Origin of the sequence: Promicromonospora sp. Populi (assembly GCF_041081105.1) — a bacterium.
GTDB lineage: Bacteria > Actinomycetota > Actinomycetes > Actinomycetales > Cellulomonadaceae > Promicromonospora.
Genome location: NZ_CP163528.1, coordinates 3,966,079 through 3,986,511 on the forward strand (window position 1 = coordinate 3,966,079; position 20,433 = coordinate 3,986,511).

Sequence of the window (20,433 nt, forward strand, 5' to 3'; positions counted from 1 at the left end):
CAATTGCAAGTGCGATCACGTTCGCGAAGGAGCGTCCGATGCGTAGCACCAGACACCGCACGATCCGAACCACAGTCACGGCGGCTGCCGCCCTGACGCTTGTCCTGTCCGCCTCGCTCGTCGCCTCGGCTGCAGCGCCCCATGCGCCCGACGGCGGTGCTGCCGCGGACGCGCCGCCGGACTTCTCCGCTGCCGCCCTGCTCTGGTCGGACGAGTTCAACGGCGCCGCGGGCAGTGGACCGAGCGCCGCGAACTGGAACCAGGAGACGGGTGGTGGTGGCTGGGGCAACAACGAGCTGCAGACGTACACCAACTCCCGGAACAACTCCGCGATGGACGGCGCCGGGAACCTGGTTATCACGGCCCGCCGGGAGAGCAACGGCGGCTACACCTCCGCTCGCCTGACGACGGCGAACAGGGTCGAACGGCAGTACGGCTACCTCGAGGCGCGCATCCAGATCCCGCGCGGCCAGGGCATCTGGCCCGCGTTCTGGATGCTCGGCAGCGGGATCGACAGCGGCGTCCCGTGGCCCAACTCGGGTGAGATCGACATCATGGAGAACGTGGGCTTCGAGCCGCACATCGTGCACGGCACCCTGCACGGCCCCGGCTACTCGGGCGGGTCGGGGATCGGCGCCGCCTACACGCACCCGCAGGGCTGGTCGTTCGCCGACACGTTCCACACCTTCGGGATCGACTGGCAGCCGAACCGGATCACCTGGTACGTGGACGGGGTCGCCTACCAGACCCGCACCACGGCGGACGTCGGCGGCAACCAGTGGGTCTTCAACCAGCCGTTCTTCTTCATCCTGAACGTCGCAGTAGGCGGCAACTGGCCCGGCTACCCGGACGGCACCACGCAGTTCCCCCAGACGATGCGCATCGACTACGTCCGCGCCTACGACGTCCGGCCCTGACGAGCACGCTGAGCCGGTACGCGTGGAGCGGTCCCGTCGTCCTCGGACGGCGGGACCGCTCCGTCGTGCGACCCGTCGTAGACTGGCGGCGCGCTCCGGCGCCCAGAAACCTACCCCGCACGCGAGGAACTACATGACCGCGCCCGCGTCCCAGGCACCCTCCCGCTCCAACCTTGCCGTCCCGAAGCTGGATACGGTCGAGGCCGCAGCCGCCTCCCCGGATGAGGTGCAGCCGTACGGAGAGCTCGGACTCAAGCAGGACGAGTACCAGCGCATCAAGGACATCCTCGGCCGCCGCCCGACCGCGGCCGAGCTCGCGATGTACTCCGTGATGTGGAGCGAGCACTGCTCCTACAAGTCGTCGAAGGTGCACCTGAGCAAGTTCGGCGAGAAGGTCACCGACGAGATGAAGGAGCACCTCCTCGTCGGTATCGGTGAGAACGCCGGCGTCGTCGACATCGGCGACGGCTGGGCCGTCACCTTCAAGGTCGAGTCGCACAACCACCCGTCGTTCGTCGAGCCCTACCAGGGCGCCGCTACCGGTGTGGGCGGCATCGTCCGCGACATCATCTCGATGGGCGCGCGCCCCGTGGCGATCATGGACCAGCTGCGCTTTGGCTCCGTCGACCATCCGGACACGGCGCGGGTCGTGCACGGCGTCGTCTCCGGCGTGGGTGGCTACGGCAACTCCCTCGGCCTGCCGAACATCGGCGGCGAGCTCGTCTTCGACGGCTCCTACCAGGGCAACCCGCTCGTCAACGCGCTCTGCCTCGGCGTGCTGCGGCACGAGGACATCCACCTCGCCAACGCGACCGGCCTCGGCAACAAGGTGGTCCTGTTCGGCGCCCGTACGGGCGGCGACGGCATCGGCGGCGCCTCGATCCTCGCGTCCGAGACGTTCGAGGACGGCGTTCCGGCCAAGCGCCCGAGCGTGCAGGTGGGCGACCCCTTCATGGAGAAGGTGCTCATCGAGTGCTGCCTCGAGCTGTTCGCGGCCAAAGTCGTGGAGGGTATCCAGGACCTCGGCGCCGCCGGCATCTCCTGCGCCACCTCCGAGCTCGCCTCCAACGGCGACGGCGGCATGCACGTCGAGCTCGACGACGTGCTGCTGCGCGACCCCACGCTGAACGCCGGCGAGATCCTCATGTCGGAGTCGCAGGAGCGCATGATGGCCGTGGTCCGCCCCGACCAGCTCGACGCCTTCCTCGCGATCACCGGGAAGTGGGAGGTCGAGACCGCCGTCATCGGCGAGGTCAACGACTCCGGCCGCCTCACCATCGACCACCACGGCCAGCGGATCGTGGACGTCGACCCCAAGACCGTGGCGCACGAGGGGCCCGTGTACCACCGGCCCTACGCGCGTCCGTCCTGGCAGGACGGCCTGCAGGCCGACACGACGACGGCGGCGGGCCTTGCCCGCCCGGCGTCCGGTGCGGAGCTGCGGGAGACCACGCTGAAGCTGCTGGCCTCGCCCAACCTCGCGTCCAAGGCGTGGGTCACCGACCAGTACGACCGGTTCGTCCAGGGCAACACGGCCCTCGCCCAGCCCGACGACGGCGGCGTGATCCGCGTCGACGAGTCCACGGGGCTCGGCGTCGCGCTCGCGACCGACGCGAACGGCCGCTACGGCAAGCTCGACCCGCGCGCGGGCGCCGCACTGGCCCTCGCCGAGGCCTACCGGAACGTCGCCACGTCCGGCGCCGAGCCGCTCGCCGTGACGGACTGCCTCAACTTCGGCTCGCCGGAGCACCCGGACTCGATGTGGCAGCTCGTCGAGGCGATCGAGGGCCTCGCCGACGCGTGCCAGGAGCTCGGTGTCCCCGTCACCGGCGGCAACGTGTCGCTCTACAACGGCACGGGCGAGCCGGGCCAGATCGACTCGTCGATCCACCCCACCCCGGTCGTGGGTGTGCTCGGTGTGCTCGACGACGTCCATACCGCGCTCCCGTCCGGCTGGCAGACCGAGGGCCTCTCGCTCCTCCTGCTGGGCACCACGCGGGACGAGCTCGACGGCTCGGCGTGGTCCGACGTCGTGCACTCGCACCTCGGCGGCCTGCCGCCGCGGGTGGACCTGGCAGCGGAGAAGGCGCTGGCCTCCACCCTCGTGGCGGCGCGGAAGACCGGCCTCGCGGCCGCCGCGCACGACCTGTCCGAGGGCGGCCTGATCCAGACGCTGCTGGAGGCGTCGCTGCGCTTCGGCGTCGGCGCGTCGGTGGCGCTCGAGGGCGTGACCGGCCGCGACAAGGTGAACCCGTTCGTGGCGCTCTTCGCGGAGTCGACCGGCCGGGTGGTCGTCGCCGTCGACCCCGAGCACGAGAGCGAGCTGACCCACCTCGCCGAAGATGCCGGCGTGCCGGTGCTGCGCCTCGGCACCACGGGCGGCGACACGCTGGTGATCGAGGGCCAGTTCGAGATCCCGCTGGACGAGGCCCGCGAGGCTCACGAGGGCACCCTCCCGCGCATCTTCGGCTGATCCGCGGGCGCTCGTGGGTGATCGCTAGACGGTCAGGTGATCGGCAGCTCGGGCTGCCGATCACCTTACCTTTTACTGATCACCCGCAAAGCTGCCGCGTGCCGCTGACCAGCCGGTAGGGTCCGGGAGTGCGATTTGTCCATGGCTTCATCACGTTCGTGCTCTGGGTCATCGCGATCCCCGTGCTCCTGGTCGCGCTGGCCAGGGCGATCCCCTTCGACGGCGCTGTCGTCTTGCCGCAGCTCGTGGCGTTCACGCCGTGGGCGACGCTCCTGACGCTGCCGCTGCTGATCGTCACGCTCTTCTCCCGGCGCTGGGTGCTGACGGTGCTGCTCGCCGCCTCGCTGGCGGGCTTTGTGTACTGGATGGCGCCCTTCTTCGTGCCCCCGGACACGTCCACGACCGCCGACCCGGCCGACCCGGGCACGCTGCGGGTGATGACGGTGAACGTCCTGTACGGGCAGGCCGACGCCGAGAGCGTGGTCGAGCTGGTCAGCACGCAGCACGTCGAGGTGCTCTCCGTCCAAGAGCTGACCCCCGCGTTCGAGCAGGCTCTCGCCGACGCCGGCCTCGACGACCTGCTGGCGCACAGCTTCACCGTGCCCGCCGAGGACAGCCCCGCGGGCAGCGGGCTCTGGTCGTCCATGCCGCTGACGGATCAGGAGCAGCTGAGCGGCACGACCTTCGCCATGCCGTCGGCCCTCGTCGACGTGGGCGACACCGAGGTGCGGGTCACCGCGGTGCACCCGTACCCGCCGATGCCGACGGAGATCGCTACGTGGCACACCGAGCTCGGCGAGCTCACGGAGCACGTCCACGCGGAGAGCGCGCCGCAGATCCTGGCCGGCGACTTCAACGCCACCTACGACCACGCGAGCTTCCGCGAGCTGCTCGGCTCGCGCTTCTCCGACGCGACTCGCGAGTGGGGTGCGGGCCGGCGGTGACCTGGCCGGAACGCAGCCGGGTGCCCGCGCTGTTCGCGCTGGACCACGTGGTGGTGGAGCGTGACATGGCGGTCTCGGACGTCGTCGCCATGCAGGTACCCGGTACCGATCACCGGGCGCTCCTGGCCACCGTCGTCGTGCCATAGCGGCCAATAGCACAGCGACACCGCGCGGGGAGCGCGGAACCGGCTTATGTTCGCAGTTGTGCCGACTCGTCAGATGCGCCTCGCGCCCGCCGCCACCGATGACGTGAGCGGTGCCCTCGCGGCACTTCGCGCCGAGGTCGGACTGCCCGCGATGTTCCCGCGGGAGGTGCTGGACGAGGCGCGGTCGGCCATCCAGCAGGACGTCTCCGCCGGCCGGACCGACCGCCGCGATATCGAGTTCGTCACCATCGATCCGCCTGGTTCGATGGACCTGGACCAGGCGGTGCACGTGACCGCCTCGGGCGAGGGCTACGTGGTGCACTACGCCATCGCGGACCTCGGGGCGTTTGTCGTGCCCGGTGGCGCCCTCGACGAGGAGGTGCGTAAGCGGGGCATGACGGTCTACGGGCCGGACGCCCGGACCCCGCTGCACCCGACGATCCTGTCCGAGGGTGCGGCGAGCCTCCTGCCCGGCCAGGACCGCCCGGCGGTGCTGTGGACGGTCACCCTGGACTCGCGCGGCATCATCACCGGCGCATCGCTGGAGCGGGTGCTCGTGCGCAGCCGCGAGCGGCTCACCTACGCGGAGGTGCAGTCGGGCCTCGACGCGGGCACCGCCAGCGAGTCGCTGCAGCTCCTGGCCGACGTCGGGCGGCTGCGCCAGTCGCTGGAGGCCGCGCGTGGCGGCGTCTCGCTCGAGGTGCCCGAGCAGGAGGTGGACCGCGGCGAGGACGGCACCTACACGCTCTCGTTCCGCCGCAGCCTGCCCGTCGAGGAGTGGAACGCGCAGATCTCCCTGCTCACGGGCATCGCGGCAGCACACCTCATGCGCGAGGCAGGCGTGGGGATCCTGCGCACCCTCCCGGAGGCCGATTCGCGCGATCTCGCGCGGCTGCGTCGCACGGCCCGGGCGCTCCGGATCGACTGGCCCGACGAGCTCTCGTACGCGCGGCTGGTCCCGACCCTCGTGTCGCGCATCCCCGAGCACGCGGCCTTCCTCAACGAGGCGACGTCCCTGTTCCGCGGAGCGGGGTACCTCGCGTTCGGCATGCCGGGGCCCGACGGCGTCGTCGTGCCACGACCCGAGAACACCCGGCATGCCGCCATCGCCGCCGACTACGCCCACGTCACCGCGCCGCTGCGGCGCCTGGTGGACCGGTACGCGACCGAGATCTGCCTCGCCATCTCCTCCGGCACGCCCGTGCCGACGTGGGTGCTGGACGCCCTGCCCGGCCTGCCCGCCGTCATGGCCGAGGCCGGTCGCCGCACCTCGTCGTTCGAGCGCGAGTGCATCGACATCGTCGAGGCGTCGCTCCTGGCCGACCGGCTCGGCGAGGAGTTCGACGGCGTTGTGGTCGACGTCGAGGATCCCGCCAAGGAGGTGCAGCGCGGCCTGGTCGTGCTGCGCGACCCGGCGGTCCGCGCCCGCGTGGTGGGTCCACGGCTCCCGCTGGGCGACGAGGTACGGGTCCAGCTCGCGGAGGCGGACGTGGCCGAGCGCCGCGTCACGTTCACGTTCGGCAACTACCGGGTCGAACCGGTGGCTCGCCGGTCCGGCACCCCGGAAAGCACCGGACGGCGGGTGGCGCCGATCCGGCGCCCGTCGTCGGGCACGGGGCGGCGCGCGGCTGCTCCGGCACCGTTCGAGATCCCTGGTGATGGGCCGGTCCCCGCGCACGGGCGGATCGTGCGGACCGAGCGTGAGCCCGAGGCAGCGGCGAGCCCGCAGCCGGGTCCGCGACCGGAGCCGAGCCCGAGCCCCCAGCCGCGGCCTGCTCCCCGGCCTGCTCCCCGGCCGCGGCCGACCCCTGGTCCCCAGCCCCAGCCTCCTCCGGAGGCGCGTGCCGACGCCGGACGGCCGCCTTCCGACCCGACTCGGCGTAGTTATGACCTCGGCTATCCACCGATGAGCCGGCCGGTGCGTCCCCAGGTCCGGGACGAGATGCCGCTCTCGGAGCCCTGGCCGCGGCACGGGCCGGCCACGGGTGCGGTGCCCGAGGTCGGGGCGGGTGACCTCCCCGACCTTGGACAGGCGGCCGAGTACCCGCCCGTGTCCTCGCTGGAGCTGCCGATGGTGGTGGCCGCTGATCTGCTCGCGGTTGAGGGCAAGGCACCGCACCAGTACCGGTACTGACGCGGCGGTCCGCAATACTGGCTCCATGACCTGTGCTGTTCCCGGTGCCGCGCGGAGGACCCGTGCCGGCCGGCCGCGGCTCGTTGACCTGGCGGTGCGGTAGTGCCGCCGCGGCGCCGGACGGATCCGGCCGCAGGGCGCGCCGCCGTCGTCACGTGGGCGCGGGGCGCGGCGGAGCGCCGCGACGTGACCACTGCCGTGCGGTTCACGCTGGAGGAGCTGGCCGACGTCGCCCCCGGGAACTCCGTGGAGGTACGGGTGCCACCCGCGGGTGCTGTGCAGGCCGTAGCCGGGCCCCGGCACACCCGCGGCACACCGCCGAACGTGGTCGAGACCGACCCGGATACCTGGCTCGGCCTGGCCACGGGCACTGTCACCTGGGCAGACGCCGTCGCGGACGGGCGGGTGCGCGCCTCGGGCGAGCGCTCCGACATCTCTCACCTGCTGCCGCTCACGGTCGGACGCCGGGCCGCGTCCGGCGTGGGCGGCTAGCCGGAGCCGCCGGTCGTAACAGGGTGAACCGGGCGCTGAAGGTGCCTGCGGTGCAGCGTTTGTCGGTGACACCCGCTAGCCTCGGCGTCGACCCAGTGGCTCGGCCACGCGCAGGTTCACCCGGTGCAGGGACGCCAGTTTCCCCGGCTGGTGTCCGGCCGTAACCGCCGGTTCACGATGCAGTGATTGGTTGGTGGCGCTCGCGCCGGACCACCGGCGTCGACGCCGCGTGTCCGTCCGCGGCGATGCCGCCGAACAAGACGTCCAGCAGCAGTGCACTCCACCCCGACCCCCGGGTCGGCTATTGCAGAAGGAGTCAGCGTGAGTCCCAGCACGCTCCGGTCCCCGCGACCGCACCCCCGACCTCGTGGAAGGGCCGCCGTCGCAGTGGCACTCTCCGCAGCGCTAGCCGTACCCGCGACGGCGGCTGTCGCCGCGCCCGCGGCCACCGACGGCCCGGACTCCGGGCACGTCGTCATCAGCGAGGCATACCTCGTGGGCGGCAGCTCCGGCCAGCCGTACCGCAACAAGTTCGTGGAGCTGTACAACCCGACGGACGAGCCGGTCAGCGTCGACGGCTGGTCGGTCCAGTACAAGTCCGCGACGGGCGCGTCGTTCTCCGGGATCACCGCGCTGAGCGGCACCATCGCCGCCGGTGGCTACTACCTGGTGCAGGGCGCCTCGAACGCGGCCAACGGCGAGCCGCTGCCCACGCCCGACGCGGTCGGCAGCCTGAACCTGAGCGGCGCGGCCGGTGTGGTCGCGCTCGCGTCGCGGGCCACGGCCGTCACGCCCGCCAAGGGATCCGTGCCGGCAGAGGGTGCCGCGGGCGTCGTCGACCTGCTCGGTTACGGCACCGCCGACACCTTCGAGACCGCGCAGGGCCCGGCCGGCCAGGGCACCGGCGTGGTCGGGTCGCTGGAGCGCACCGGCGACCTGGGCGACAACTCGGTGGACTTCGTGTTCAGCACCGAGGTGACGCCCACGAACGCCGAGAGCTCGGAGCCCGAACCCAGCCCCACGCCGTCGGAGCCGACCGAGCCCGGCGAGGTGACCCCGATCGCGGAGATCCAGGGCACCGGTGACGCCTCGCCGCTCGCGGGCCAGACGGTGACGACGCGCGGCGTCGTCACCGCCGCCTACGCGACCGGGGGATTCAACGGCCTGTACCTGCAGACCGCGGGTACGGGCGGTGGCGTGGACCCGACGCCTGGCGCGTCGGACGGCGTCTACGTGTTCTCCGCAGCGGCTGCCGCCGCCCTGTCGGTGGGCGACCATGTGGAGGTGACCGGCGCCGTCTCCGAGTTCAACGGGCTGACGGAGCTCACCCCGGCATCGGGCGGCTGGACCGTCCTGGACGAGCCCGCGACGGTCGAGCCGACGGCGACCACCTGGCCCGCCACGGCCGCCGGGCGCGAGGCCCTTGAGGGCATGCTGCTGGCGCCCCAGGGCGACTTCACGGTGACGGACAACTACGACACCAACTACTACGGCACGATCACGCTGGCCGCGGGCGACAGCCCGCTGGTGCAGCCGACCACGGCCGGGCGCCCGCTGTCCGCCGAGTACAACGCGCAGATCGCGGACAACGCGGCCCGCGGCGTGCTGCTCGACGACGGTGCGTCGACGAACTACAACTCGACCGCCAACAAGGCGCTGCCGCTCCCGTGGCTGACCGGCGGCGCCCCGGTGCGGGTGGGTGCGGCAGTCACGTTCACGCGTCCTGTCGTGCTGGACTACCGCTTCGACGCCTGGGGCTTCCAGCCGACGTCGCGGCTGACGCCGGACGTCGCCGACGCCGTGCAGCCCGTGACCTTCGAGGACACCCGCGAGGCGGCGCCCGCCGAGGTGGGTGGCGACCTGCAGGTCGGGACGTTCAACGTGCTGAACTACTTCAGCACCACGGGCGACGAGCTCACCGGCTGCACCTACTTCACGGACCGCGCAGGTGACCCGGTCACCGTCTCGGGCGGCTGCGACGCTCGGGGCGCGGCCGAGGAGGAGGACCTGCAGCGCCAGCAGGCCAAGATCGTCGCGGCGATCTCGGCGCTCGACGCGGACGTCGTCTCGCTGCTCGAGGTCGAGAACTCGCGCTACTTCCTGGGCAAGTCCCGGGACCAGGCGCTGTCGGACCTCGTGGACGCGCTCAACGCCGCCGCAGGCGCTGGGACGTGGGCCTACGTGGCCTCGCCCGCCGAGGTGCCGGCCGACGAGGACGTGATCCGCAACGCCTTCATCTACCGCACGGCCACGGCCGAGCCGGTGGGTGAGTCGCACATCCTGCTGACGGGCGACGCCTTCGACAACGCCCGCCGTCCGCTGGCGCAGGTCTTCCAGCCTTCGGGCGGTGCGGCCGACGCCTCCGACGACGTCCTCGTGGTGTCGAACCACTTCAAGTCGAAGGGCTCGGCCGGCCCGTGGCCCGGCGACGCGGACCAGGGCGACGGCCAGGGGGCCTCGAACGAGTCGCGTGTGCGTCAGGCGAACGACCTCGTGGCCTTCGCGGACGCCCAGGCCGAGGCGGCCGGGACGGACAAGGTCCTGCTGGTGGGCGACTTCAACGCCTACGAGCAGGAGGACCCGATCCAGGTCCTGGCCGACGCCGGCTACATCGACCTCGGCGCCGAGACCGGCGAGTACTCGTACAACTTCGACGGCATGGTCGGCTCGCTCGACCACGAGCTGGCCTCGCCCGCCGCGGCCGAGCTGGTCACCGGTGTGGACATCTGGAACATCAACGCGTTCGAGCCGGTGGCGAACGAGTACAGCCGCTACAACTACAACGCGTCGATCCTCTACGACGAGTCGCCGTTCCGGTCCTCGGACCACGACCCGGCGATCGTCGGCCTGGACCTCGTTGCCGAGCCCAGCTCGGTCGACCTGGACCTCGTTGCTATCAACGACTTCCACGGCCGCATCGACGCGAACACCGTCAACTTCGCGGGCACCGTGGAGCAGCTGCGGGCGCAGAACCCCGAGGGCACCGCGTTCGTCTCGGCGGGTGACAACATCGGCGCGTCCCTGTTCGCGTCCGCGCTGCAGCAGGACCAGCCCACCATCGACGTGCTGAACGCGCTGGGCCTGAGGACCTCCGCGGTCGGCAACCATGAGTTCGACCAGGGCATGGCGGACCTCACGGACCGAGTCGTTCCCGCCTCGGACTTCAGCTTCCTCGGCGCCAACGTCTACGACGAGGCCACGGGCGAGGCGGCGCTGCCGGAGTACGACGTCGTGTCGGTCAACGGCGTGGACGTCGGCTTTGTCGGTGTGGTCACGGAGGAGACGCCCACGCTGGTCACGCCGGCCGGCATCGAGGGACTCGAGTTCGGCGACCCGGTCGAGGCGATCAACCGCGTCACGGACGAGCTGCTTGACGGCGACGCCGCCAACGGTGAGGCCGACCTGGTCGTGGCTCTCGCGCACGACGGCGCCGGCGCGGGCACGCCGGACGGCGCCACGCTGGAGGAGGAGGTCGCCGCCGGCGGCCCCTTCGCCGACCTGGTGCAGAACACCGACCCGCGCGTCGCGGCCATCTTCACCGGCCACACCCACAAGCAGTACGCGTGGGACGCCCCGGTTCCCGGTGTGGAGGGTGCAACCCGGCCGATCATCCAGACCGGCAACTACGGCGAGTTCCTGGGCCACGTCTCCCTCACGGTGGACACGGAGTCGTTCGACGTCACCGACTACACGGTCGAGAACGTCGCACGCACGACCACTCCGGCCGCGGAGCTGATCGCGACGTACCCGGCGGTCGCGGAGGTCGACGGAATCGTCGACGCGGCGCTGGCCGCGGCTCAGGAGATCGGTGAGCAGCCGGTCGGCTCGGTCACGGCGGACGTCACGACGGCGTTCTCGGGCGGGTCCTACACGGGCGGCGTCTACACCGGCGGCAACCGCGACGACCGTGCGTCGGAGTCGGCGCTCGGCAACCTCGTGGCGAACTCGCTGCAGGAGTCGCTCGCCAGCGAGGAGCGGGGCGGCGCCGACATCGGCGTCGTGAACCCCGGCGGCCTGCGCAACGAGCTCTACCGGGGCGCGGACGGCGTCATCACCTACGCCGAGGCCAACGCCGTGCTGCCGTTCGTCAACAACCTGTGGACGACGACGCTCACGGGCGCGCAGCTCGACACCCTGCTCGAGCAGCAGTGGCAGACGGACGCCAACGGGAACCGTCCCTCGCGCCCGTACCTGGCGCTGGGGCTGTCGGACAACGTCTCCTACACGGTGACCACTGCCGACCCGAACGCGACGCCGGGCAACAACGTCTCGTCGATCACCATCGACGGCGTGCCGGTGGACCCGGCCGCGGAGTACCGCATCGCGACGTTCTCGTTCCTGATCTCCGGCGGTGACAACTTCCGGGTCTTCACCGAGGGCACGGACGGTCGCGACTCCGGTCTGGTGGACCGCGACGCCTGGATCGCGTACCTGGACAGCGCCTCGCCGATCACGCCGAGCTTCGCCCGCACCCGCACGGTCACCACGACCCTGCCGGGCACGGTCGAGGCGGGCGGCTCGACCGCCGTCAGCCTGTCCGGCCTGGACTTGACCTCGCTCGGTTCGCCGCAGAACACGGCGGTCGAGACCTTCCTGGTCCCGTCCGGCGGCACGGCGGCAGACGGCGTCTCGCTCGGCACCAGCACGGTGGCCGGCGGCGCGACGTCGACCTCCGTGACGATCCCGGCCCGCACGACGCCGGGTGCGTACCAGCTGTTGGTGCAGGCTTCGCCGTCGGGCACCACCGCCCGGCTGCCGCTGACGGTCGAAGCGGGGGAGCCGGAGGCTCCCGCGTGGAAGCCGTTCAAGCTCTACTGGTGGGGCGACACCGTGTCCTACAAGGGCAAGGTCTACGAGGCGACCCGGCCGACGATCCTGCAGATCCCGGGCGTGGGCAAGCACAGCCCCTGGAAGCTGGTCTCGTCGAGCTAGCCAGAGCCAGGACAAGTGAGGCGGAGCTGCAGCGCATCCCGATCGGGGGTGCGCTGCAGTTCTGCTTCACCCTGGTTCTACTTCGGTGACAGGGGTGCGTACCCTGGTTTCGTGAGCGAAACCCAGGCACCGCACGGCCCCTCGGACGACGTGGAGGTGCGCGACGTCGTCGACCCGGCGACCGTGCGCCGTGCTCCGCGGTACTCGGCGTTCTTCTGGACCGGTGCCCTGGTGGGGATAGTCATCGGGCTGCCCCTGTCGCTCTACCTCGTCAATACGCCCGCCGGCCAGGGCATGATGAAGCCCGGCGTGTACATCACGGTGCTGACCGTCTTCGTCATGACGGTCACCACTCTGCTGGCCGGCCTGTTCGCGGTGATCGCGGACCGCCGGAGCCTGCGCGGGCGCTGACAGAGGTCACAGACGCCGTCGGCGACTTCGATCCGGACGCATGGGATACTCGGAGCATGCCTCTGCGCGGAGATGGCCGCCTGAACCACGACCTCTTGCCCGGCGAGAAGGGCCCCCAGGACGCATGTGGCGTCTTCGGGGTCTGGGCACCCGGTGAGGAGGTCGCCAAGCTTGCGTACTTCGGCCTGTACGCACTACAGCATCGCGGACAGGAGTCCGCGGGCATCGCCACCAGCAACGGTGAGCAGATCCTCGTCTACAAGGACATGGGGCTGGTCTCCCAGGTCTTCGACGAGACGGCCCTGAACGCACTGACCGGCCACATCGCCGTCGGGCACTGCCGGTACTCCACCACTGGTGGGGTGACCTGGGAGAACGCCCAGCCGACGCTCGGCGCCACGGCGTCGGGCACGGTAGCCCTCGGGCACAACGGCAACCTGACCAACTCCGCCGACCTCGTCAATCTCGTGGCCGAGCGCTACGGCGCGCAGCGCCGGGGCGAGCTCGCCCGCGGCAACACCACGGACACGGCCCTGATCACGGCGCTCTTCGCGGGCGACGCGGACCACACCCTGGAGGCCACGGTCCTCGAGGTGCTGCCGCAGCTGCGCGGCGCGTTCTCCCTGGTCTTCATGGACGAGAGCACCCTGTACGCGGCGCGCGACCCGCAGGGCGTGCGCCCGCTCGTGCTCGGTCGCCTCGACCGCGGCTGGGTGGTCGCGAGCGAGACCCCGGCCCTGGACATCGTGGGTGCCTCCTACGTGCGCGACGTCGAGCCCGGCGAGCTCATCTGCATCGACGCCGACGGTATGCGGTCGGTGCGCTTCGCTCAGGCCGAACGTGCTGCCTGCGTCTTCGAGTACGTCTACCTCGCTCGCCCCGACAACACCATCAACGGCCGCTCCGTGCACTCGGCGCGGGTCGAGATGGGCCGCCAGCTGGCGCGCGAGCACCCCGTCGACGCCGACCTGGTGATCCCGACGCCGGAGTCCGGCACCCCGGCCGCCGTCGGGTACGCGGCGGAGTCCGGTATCCCGTTCGGGCAGGGCCTCACGAAGAACGCCTACGTGGGTCGCACGTTCATCCAGCCGTCCGACACGCTGCGGCAGCTCGGCATCCGGCTGAAGCTCAACCCGCTGCGCGAGGTCATCAAGGGCAAGCGCCTGGTGGTCGTGGACGACTCGATCGTGCGGGGCAACACCCAGCGCGCCCTGATCCGCATGCTGCGCGAGGCGGGCGCCGCCGAGGTGCACGTGCGGATCTCGTCACCGCCGGTGAAGTGGCCCTGCTTCTACGGCATCGACTTCGCGTCGCGCGCGGAGCTCATCGCCAACGGCCTGGCCGTCGACGAGATCGGCCAGTCGCTGGGCGCCGACAGCCTCGGGTACATCACCACCGAGGGCATGATCGCCGCTACCGAGCAGCCGAGCTCTCAGCTGTGCGCGGCTTGCTTCACGGGCAAGTACCCGATCGAGCTGCCCCCGGACGACCAGCTGGGCAAGCACCTTCTTGAGCAGGCGGAGCTACCGCTCGGCCCGCCCGAGGACGGCCTCAAGCAGCTCGCCGTGAGCACCGGCGGGTCGACCGCGCTCGACCATCCGTGACCACGACCACCTCTCGAACCATGCAGGAGCACCAGTGACTTCCGAAGGCCTGACGTACGCCGCCGCCGGCGTGGACACCGAGGCGGGCGACAAGGCCGTCGAGCTCATGAAGGACGCCGTGCGCCGCACGCAGGGTCCGGCTGTGCTCGGCGGCGTGGGCGGGTTCGCCGGCCTGTACGACCTGTCGGCCTTCCAGGGCTACCGGGCGCCGCTGCTGGCGACGTCCACGGACGGGGTCGGGACCAAGGTCGCGATCGCGCAGGCGATGGACAAGCACGACACCATCGGGTTCGACCTCGTGGGCATGGTCGTGGACGACATCGTCGTGATCGGCGCCAAGCCGCTCTTCATGACCGACTACATCGCCACCGGCAAGGTCGTGCCGGAGCGGATCGCGGACATCGTGCGGGGCATCGCGCAGGCCTGCGAGGTGGCGGACACCGCCCTGGTGGGCGGCGAGACCGCCGAGCACCCCGGACTCCTGGAGCCGGACGAGTACGACGTCGCCGGCGCCGCCACCGGAATTGTCGAGGCCGACAAGGTGCTGGGACCGGACCGGGTGCAGCACGGCGACGTGCTGATCGCGATGGCCTCCAGCGGCCTGCACTCCAACGGGTACTCCCTGGTGCGTGCAGTGATCAAGCAGGCCGGCTGGGCCCTCGACCGGCACGTGGACGACCTGGGGCGGGCCCTGGGCGAGGAGCTGCTGGAGCCCACGCGGGTCTACGCCTCCGACTGCCTGGCGCTGGCGGCAGACGAGGCCGCGCAGGTCCACGCCTTCACCCACGTGACCGGCGGTGGGCTCGCGGCGAACCTGGCGCGCGTCCTCCCGGCAGGACTCGTGGCCACGGTCGATCGCGCGTCCTGGGAGGTGCCCGCGGTGTTCCGCATGGTGCGCGAACTTGGTGGCGTGCCGAACGGGGACCTGGAGAACACGCTCAACCTGGGCATCGGCATGGTGGCCGTGGTCGGCGCCGATGGCGCGGACTCAGCGCTCGCCCGGCTGTCCACCCTAGGAGTGCCCGCGTGGGAACTCGGAACTGTGGACACGCTGAACGACTCGGCGGCACAGGAAAACCTGGTCACCGGGACGAAGGGCGTGTCCGGCGGTGCGGTCAGGCTGGTTAACGACTACCGCGGATAACTCGGTAGCGAGGCCCAGCCGAAGGCTGGGCGCGGGGCCGGCGCGAAGGCGCCGGCACCCTCAGCGCGTGTTGCCGTCTTGCTCTGCCCAGTCGGAGTACCTGTTGTCGTACTCCTCGTCCTCCGAGGATTCCCACCGCGACTGTGTCGCAACATCCGTATGGGAGTCTCCGCTGAGCTCCTGCTCGAGGGCGTGATAATTGGTGTCCGGGCTCCAGTACTTCAGCTCGCGAGCAACCTTGGTCTGCTTAGCCTTCTGACGGCCGCGGCCCATGGCTCCGACCCCCCTCAAAGTAGGAGCGGGGCGGCACCGTTCGTAGACGTGCGGCCCCGTAGCGTTTCGTCTGTCCAGGTTCCAACGTTACATGCTGGTACGGCGTTTCTTCCAGTCCGTGGACGTGATTCGTCCCATCCCCCGATGTGACATTCGGATCAGTTGGGATCGACCGCCGCACCGTGAGGCCGCAAGGTGATTGACGTTGTCTTGACGAGTGCATTGCGCCTAGCCGACCAAGCGCGCGCCATCGCAGGTGCAGCGATCAGACGTCCCGGGAATCTTGTTCGTGTGCTCGGGGCATCCAACTCCACCGCTTTGCCGACTCCTGGCTGACCTGCGGATGTTCACCGGTCGCACCCGCGAGACGAGTGCCGCGTATCGGTGAAGCGGGGGCAGATAGGGCCGTCGGCGTGTCGCACGTGTCCGAGACTCGCCCGAAACGGACGCGCGTGGCGAGGAGTGTGGAAAGTGAGGAAATAAACCGCGCCCCCAAGTCGCCTAAATCCCGTTTGCTGCTAACAATGGTGCAAGAGCGGGTGTCGTCAACCGCCTGGTACGGCCAGGCCGACACCGTTCCGGAGGAGGTGCGGGGATGTCCATCCACGGAGAATCCGAGGTCCTGCTCACGCCTGCCGAGGTAGCGAGCTTGTTCCGTGTTGACCCCAAGACAGTAACGCGTTGGGCAAAAGCGGGAAAGCTCTCATCGATCCGGACACTTGGCGGTCACCGCCGCTACAAGGAGTCTGAGGTTCGAGCGCTGCTCGGTGCGGCGGCGGACAGCTCGGGCGATTCTGACAACTAGTCAGACATCGTTGACGGATTGGTCGGCAGGTAGGACGAAGGCGCGCCGGGTGCTGCCCCCCAGCTCAGCCCCGCGCGCGCCGGAGCGCAGCGGTTACGGCAAGAGCCGTACCGAGGACGACTAGACCGAGCGTGGCTCCTATCAGGAGCTTGGCGTTGCGGGCCCGGCGCGGATCTTGCGCCGGGCCGTTTTTGTTGCCGAAAGCCCCGGCAGCCATTGCGGCGGCATCGCTCGCGGCCTGCTTCGCGTCGTGCGCGATACGAGACGCCTGGTAGCTGGGGCTCAGGCGGGTCGTCAGCTCGTCGAGGCTCGCCGCGAGGTCCGCACGGGTGCGGAGCACCTCGGCCTCGAGCTCGCTGCTGCTGGGCGGCGGTGTCGTCGGAGTGCTCATCGGTGCAGTCCCTCCTTGATGGACGTGATGTCGTCCTTGACGCGCTGGACGCTCTCCGGCTTGGTGGTGGCCTTCTTGAGCAGCTGCACACCCACCAGCGCGAGGATGATCGTCACGAGCAGCATGAAGCCGCCGATGGTGAGCGCGGACAGCCAGAGCGGCCACACCGTTCCCAGCCCGTACACGGCCGCCAGGAGCAGCACGCCGGCGGCGTAGGCGAGGATCAGGAGCGCCACGACGAGCAGCCCCGCGCCGATGCCGGACTTCGTGGCCTTCTCGGTCAGCTCGGCCTTGGCAAGCGCGATCTCCGCGCGTACCAGCCGGGAAGCCTGCTCGGAGATCTGCTCGACGAGACTCCCGAGCGAGGCTGGCCTGTCGGCTTCCGGCGTACTTGTCGGGGCGTCGCTTGCTGTGCCCGCTTGGCTGTCGATCTTCACGTTCTTGATCATCTGCCCTCCCGTACCACCGGCTTCGGCTTGCGCCGCTGAAGACAACTCAACAGGTCAAGACTGCATGGGGCAATTCCTGGAGCGGCGTGGCTTCGAGGAATTGCGTGTAGGGGACTGCGCTTAAATGCCCAATTACCGGTAAGAATTGCCGTGCCTACCGACCATCAAACGGCACTCGTTCTGCGAGCAACCAATCGCCATAGCTCCGCAACACCGGCCCCCCTGCCGAGGACCGGACCGATAGAACTCCGTACTCGATGTCCTCGCACCCGTCCGGGCCGGAGTTGATCATGTGCGTGATTCCGACGGATGCGGACAGCGCGACCCGCAGAACGCTGGTTCCGGTCTCCGCGAAGTCCCTCGCGCCCTTGACCGGGGTGAGGTACTGGCCGTCGCCGGTTCCCGCGAGGACGAAGTAGTAGTTCCCGAGTGCCATCTGCGTGCCCCATCGTCCTCCCGAGCGCCCGATGCGCCGCGGGTCATGCTCTCGAACGTACGGCATACCGTGCGATGCAGGACGTCGAGAACGTCCACGGGTGATCAGAGACCCGACGCGATGATGCCCGCGCTCACCAGCCAGATCACGTACGCGGCGGCAGCCACGGCGATCATGACTCCGCTCTTCGCGCCCGTCGAGAGGCTGCTCCCGGCGACCCTGAAGTTGACGATGATCGCGATCACGGCAACTAGTGCACCCAGGAGCCCACCGAACGTGACCAGGAAGATCGGCAGCATGCCGATCACGCGCACGACAACGGGAGGAGGTTCGACCGCGACATACGTCTCGCCGTTCACCTCGACGGGCGGCACCGACGCGAACACGGCGGTGCGTCCAAGCGTCGCGACCACGGGGCGGCCGTCCGTGCCCTGCAGAGTGAAGGCCCGCTTGCCGGCGTTCGGCGCCTTGCTGCCGTCGACGGTCAGGTAGCTGCGCCCCCACCACATGTCGGGAACGAGCTCGACTTGTCCGGTAGTGCCGGGAATGTTGAGGGTATGGGACGCCATGGGCGGGAAACTACCAGGTCCGCGTTCTCGGCCAACCTGCGGGGCTAACCGCTCACAACACCGCCTCGATAAGAGGAAACGCAGAACTCCCGGACCGATGTGGGAGATGAGCCCCACTGGGTGGACAAACGACGAGCCCCTCGGAACTGGCAGTTTCGAGGGGCTCGTCGTTCGGCGCCCGGTCGGGCGCCGGAAGTCACGCCGTGGGCGTGAGCACAAAACCGGGGCCTTCGGCACCGGGGTCGGTGTCGAGGGTCAGCGTCTCCAGTGCAGGGGCCGCCTGCGACTCGACGAACACGTTGGTGGCACCAGAAGCGTCGACGACCTGGTCGTCGGGCTGCGGCGCCGGAACCAGCGCGAGCTCGAAGTTGCCGGGCTGGCCGGACGCCTGCGCGATACGCAGTCCGCCCTCGACCGGCACCCCAGCCTGCTGGGCGAGGTCCTGGACGGCCGTACGGGCATTGTCAGTCACGGTGAGCACGTTGAGCTCCTCAAATTTGGTTCTCCGCGGTCTCGTCCACCGAACCAAGCCCACCGGCACACCGCAAGCGTGAGACGCATTTAACCCGATATCTCCCGGTGGGTGAGACAGCGCGTGACAGGCGCTACGAGAGAACGTATGGTGCCCCGCTCGGCGGCTCCACGACGTCACACCACCTGACCGGTAGGCTTTCTACTCGCACCGCCCGGACGCCGGGCACACGGGCCTCTAGCTCAATTGGCAGAGCAGCGGACTTTTAATCCGCGGGTTCCGGGTTCGATCCCCGGGGGGCCCACCCCTTCTATCTGGTCAGCGCCCACGACACGATGGCGCACACGCCGAACCACCTCGGAACGTGTGACGTGAAGCGCGACCTCACATTCCGCCGCGCCGCCTTGTCGGCTCGTTGACCGACCGAAACACTTAGCCCTTGCGCTAAGTATCCGCCGAGGCTAATACTTAGCCTTATGGCTCAGCATTCGACGGTGCTCGACGGCGTGTTCGAGGCTCTCGCGGACCCGACCCGGCGCGCCGTCGTCCGGCGGCTCGGTCGAGGCCCGGCGAGCGTCGGCGACCTTGCCAAGGACGCCCCCATGACGCTGCCGTCGTTCCTGAAGCACGTGCGGGTGCTCGAGTCGAACGGCCTGATCCGCACTGCGAAGTCGGGCCGGGTGCGCACCTGCGAGCTCAACCGCGAGCGGTTCGCGCTCGTCGAGGACTGGCTCGCGGAACAGCGGCACATCTGGTCGGACCGCACCGACCGCCTGGAGCGGTTCGTCACCAAGGAGGAACAATGAATCCCGAACTCGATCTCGGCATCGACCGAATCATCCGCGCACCGCGCAAGCAGGTCTGGGACGCGTGGACCGACCCGGCCAAGCTGGCCCAGTGGTGGATCCCCGCCCCGACCCACTGCCGCGTCGAGCGTCTCGACGTTCGCCCCGGCGGCGCGTTCGTCACCCTGATGAGCGATGACGGCGAGGCGTTCGTTCCGCACCTGGACGCCTGCTTCCTCGTGGTGGACGAGCACGAGCGCATCGTGTTCACGAACGCGATCGACGGCGGCTGGCGCCCCTCGAGCCCTGCGCCGATCGCGATGACCGCCGAGATCGTGCTTCGGGACCACCCGGACGGCACCGACTACCGGATCACGGTGCGCCATGGCGATCCTGCCGCCCGCGCCCGGCACGCCGAGCTGGGCTTCGCCGAGGGCTGGGGCACCACCAGCGCCCAGCTCGCCGGCCTGGTCGAGAACGGCGCAGATGCCTAGAACCGTCTTCCTCTCCGGGCCGGCGGCTCCGGCAAGACAACAGTTCTCCGGCTAAGCCACGACGTGAAGCTCAGCACCTGGGGTCGAACCGCTGCGATCGACACCGACCAGCTGTTTCTCATGGTCGACCCTCACTGGGACCTCCCTTACGACGATGCCCGCACCGCACTGGTACTACGCCAGTGTTTACAACTAACGGAATCGTTCTTCAGTGCGGACTACGAGAACGTCCTCATCGCGGGCAATGCCATCCACGACGCGATCGACCTGAACCCGGTCATCCCAGGCCTGTTGCGACTCGGCCGGGTCTTCCACCTCACCTTGGATCCCTCCGAAGACGCAGTTCTCCGGCGGACGGCCGACGACCCAGACCGGTCACCGACCCACCTCAGAGACGACCTCCACCTTCTGCGAGCCAAGCGTTCTACTTGGTCCGCTCCCCTTGACAACTCGACCCTCACCCCGCTGGAAACGTTCCAGAAGATCGCTCACCTGGTTCAGACGGGGGAGGGAGAGATTCACGGACCGCTGGCGGACAGCTAGGCGGCGAATGAAGCTCTAT

The 20,433-nt window shown here is 70.0% G+C and carries 20 protein-coding genes and 1 tRNA gene; 15 read left to right on the forward strand and 6 right to left on the reverse strand.

Going from position 1 to position 20,433, the window contains the following annotated elements:
- Positions 1-38 precede the first annotated feature (38 nt).
- From AB1046_RS17930 to purM, 10 genes are all read left to right on the forward strand, one after another.
- Positions 39-917, forward strand: a complete 879-nt coding sequence (locus tag AB1046_RS17930; protein WP_369370653.1) for a family 16 glycosylhydrolase — start codon at positions 39-41, stop codon at positions 915-917.
- 133 nt (positions 918-1,050) lie between these two features.
- Complete coding sequence (gene purL, locus AB1046_RS17935; RefSeq protein WP_369370654.1) at positions 1,051-3,390, forward strand: phosphoribosylformylglycinamidine synthase subunit PurL; 2,340 nt, start codon at positions 1,051-1,053, stop codon at positions 3,388-3,390.
- Between the two features lie 128 nt (positions 3,391-3,518).
- Positions 3,519-4,334 (forward strand): endonuclease/exonuclease/phosphatase family protein, encoded by an 816-nt coding sequence (locus tag AB1046_RS17940; protein ID WP_369370655.1) that lies wholly within the window; start codon positions 3,519-3,521, stop codon positions 4,332-4,334.
- The gene (locus AB1046_RS17945; protein WP_369370656.1) at positions 4,331-4,480 is read left to right on the forward strand and encodes a hypothetical protein; all 150 of its coding nucleotides are present in this window, start codon (positions 4,331-4,333) and stop codon (positions 4,478-4,480) included. Before AB1046_RS17940 ends, AB1046_RS17945 begins: the two co-directional genes overlap by 4 nt.
- A 58-nt stretch (positions 4,481-4,538) precedes the next feature.
- Positions 4,539-6,614, forward strand: a complete 2,076-nt coding sequence (locus AB1046_RS17950) for an RNB domain-containing ribonuclease (protein WP_369370657.1) — start codon at positions 4,539-4,541, stop codon at positions 6,612-6,614.
- A 102-nt stretch (positions 6,615-6,716) separates the two neighbouring features.
- Positions 6,717-7,106, forward strand: coding sequence for a sterol carrier family protein (locus AB1046_RS17955; protein WP_369370658.1), 390 nt, complete (start codon positions 6,717-6,719; stop codon positions 7,104-7,106).
- Positions 7,107-7,493: 387 nt separating this feature from the next.
- Positions 7,494-12,038 (forward strand): ExeM/NucH family extracellular endonuclease, encoded by a 4,545-nt coding sequence (locus AB1046_RS17960; protein WP_369370659.1) that lies wholly within the window; start codon positions 7,494-7,496, stop codon positions 12,036-12,038.
- 111 nt (positions 12,039-12,149) lie between these two features.
- On the forward strand, positions 12,150-12,449 hold the full coding sequence (locus AB1046_RS17965) for a hypothetical protein (protein ID WP_369370660.1): 300 nt from the start codon (positions 12,150-12,152) through the stop codon (positions 12,447-12,449).
- 56 nt (positions 12,450-12,505) lie between these two features.
- Positions 12,506-14,053 carry an amidophosphoribosyltransferase gene (gene purF / locus AB1046_RS17970; RefSeq protein ID WP_369370661.1) on the forward strand — a complete coding sequence of 516 codons (1,548 nt, stop codon included), beginning with the start codon at positions 12,506-12,508 and terminating at the stop codon, positions 14,051-14,053.
- Between the two features lie 34 nt (positions 14,054-14,087).
- The gene (purM, locus tag AB1046_RS17975; RefSeq protein WP_369370662.1) at positions 14,088-15,197 is read left to right on the forward strand and encodes a phosphoribosylformylglycinamidine cyclo-ligase; all 1,110 of its coding nucleotides are present in this window, start codon (positions 14,088-14,090) and stop codon (positions 15,195-15,197) included.
- Positions 15,198-15,257: 60 nt separating this feature from the next.
- On the opposite strand, the gene AB1046_RS17980 is transcribed toward purM, so the two are convergent.
- Positions 15,258-15,470 (reverse strand): DUF3073 domain-containing protein, encoded by a 213-nt coding sequence (locus AB1046_RS17980; RefSeq protein ID WP_369370663.1) that lies wholly within the window; start codon positions 15,468-15,470, stop codon positions 15,258-15,260.
- A 595-nt stretch (positions 15,471-16,065) separates the two neighbouring features.
- On the opposite strand from AB1046_RS17980, the gene AB1046_RS17985 reads away from it, so the two are divergent.
- Positions 16,066-16,275: a BldC family transcriptional regulator gene (locus AB1046_RS17985; RefSeq protein ID WP_108495333.1), complete on the forward strand. Its 210-nt coding sequence runs from the start codon at positions 16,066-16,068 to the stop codon at positions 16,273-16,275.
- Positions 16,276-16,339: 64 nt separating this feature from the next.
- Here AB1046_RS17985 and AB1046_RS17990 read toward each other — a convergent pair whose 3' ends face one another.
- The 5 genes from AB1046_RS17990 to AB1046_RS18010 all read right to left on the reverse strand — a co-directional run bounded on the left by AB1046_RS17990 (position 16,340) and on the right by AB1046_RS18010 (position 18,601).
- Positions 16,340-16,666, reverse strand: coding sequence for a DUF3618 domain-containing protein (locus AB1046_RS17990; protein ID WP_369370664.1), 327 nt, complete (start codon positions 16,664-16,666; stop codon positions 16,340-16,342).
- Complete coding sequence (locus tag AB1046_RS17995) at positions 16,663-17,115, reverse strand: phage holin family protein (protein ID WP_369370665.1); 453 nt, start codon at positions 17,113-17,115, stop codon at positions 16,663-16,665. Before AB1046_RS17995 ends, AB1046_RS17990 begins: the two co-directional genes overlap by 4 nt.
- A gap of 154 nt (positions 17,116-17,269) precedes the next feature.
- Positions 17,270-17,551, reverse strand: a complete 282-nt coding sequence (locus AB1046_RS18000) for a hypothetical protein (RefSeq protein WP_369370666.1) — start codon at positions 17,549-17,551, stop codon at positions 17,270-17,272.
- Between the two features lie 104 nt (positions 17,552-17,655).
- Complete coding sequence (locus AB1046_RS18005; protein WP_369370667.1) at positions 17,656-18,120, reverse strand: hypothetical protein; 465 nt, start codon at positions 18,118-18,120, stop codon at positions 17,656-17,658.
- Positions 18,121-18,316: 196 nt separating this feature from the next.
- Positions 18,317-18,601: an iron-sulfur cluster biosynthesis family protein gene (locus AB1046_RS18010; RefSeq protein WP_369370668.1), complete on the reverse strand. Its 285-nt coding sequence runs from the start codon at positions 18,599-18,601 to the stop codon at positions 18,317-18,319.
- Positions 18,602-18,823: 222 nt separating this feature from the next.
- On the opposite strand from AB1046_RS18010, the gene AB1046_RS18015 reads away from it, so the two are divergent.
- The 4 genes from AB1046_RS18015 (at position 18,824) to AB1046_RS18030 (ending at position 20,414) form a co-directional block, all read left to right on the forward strand.
- Positions 18,824-18,896: transfer RNA gene (locus tag AB1046_RS18015), tRNA-Lys, on the forward strand.
- Positions 18,897-19,068: 172 nt separating this feature from the next.
- Entirely contained in the window at positions 19,069-19,398 is a 330-nt protein-coding gene (locus AB1046_RS18020; RefSeq protein WP_369370669.1) for an ArsR/SmtB family transcription factor, read from the forward strand.
- Positions 19,395-19,871, forward strand: a complete 477-nt coding sequence (locus AB1046_RS18025; protein ID WP_369370670.1) for an SRPBCC domain-containing protein — start codon at positions 19,395-19,397, stop codon at positions 19,869-19,871. The genes AB1046_RS18020 and AB1046_RS18025 overlap by 4 nt, the downstream gene beginning before the upstream one ends.
- A gap of 63 nt (positions 19,872-19,934) precedes the next feature.
- Positions 19,935-20,414 carry a hypothetical protein gene (locus AB1046_RS18030; RefSeq protein ID WP_369370671.1) on the forward strand — a complete coding sequence of 160 codons (480 nt, stop codon included), beginning with the start codon at positions 19,935-19,937 and terminating at the stop codon, positions 20,412-20,414.
- Positions 20,415-20,433 lie beyond the last annotated feature (19 nt).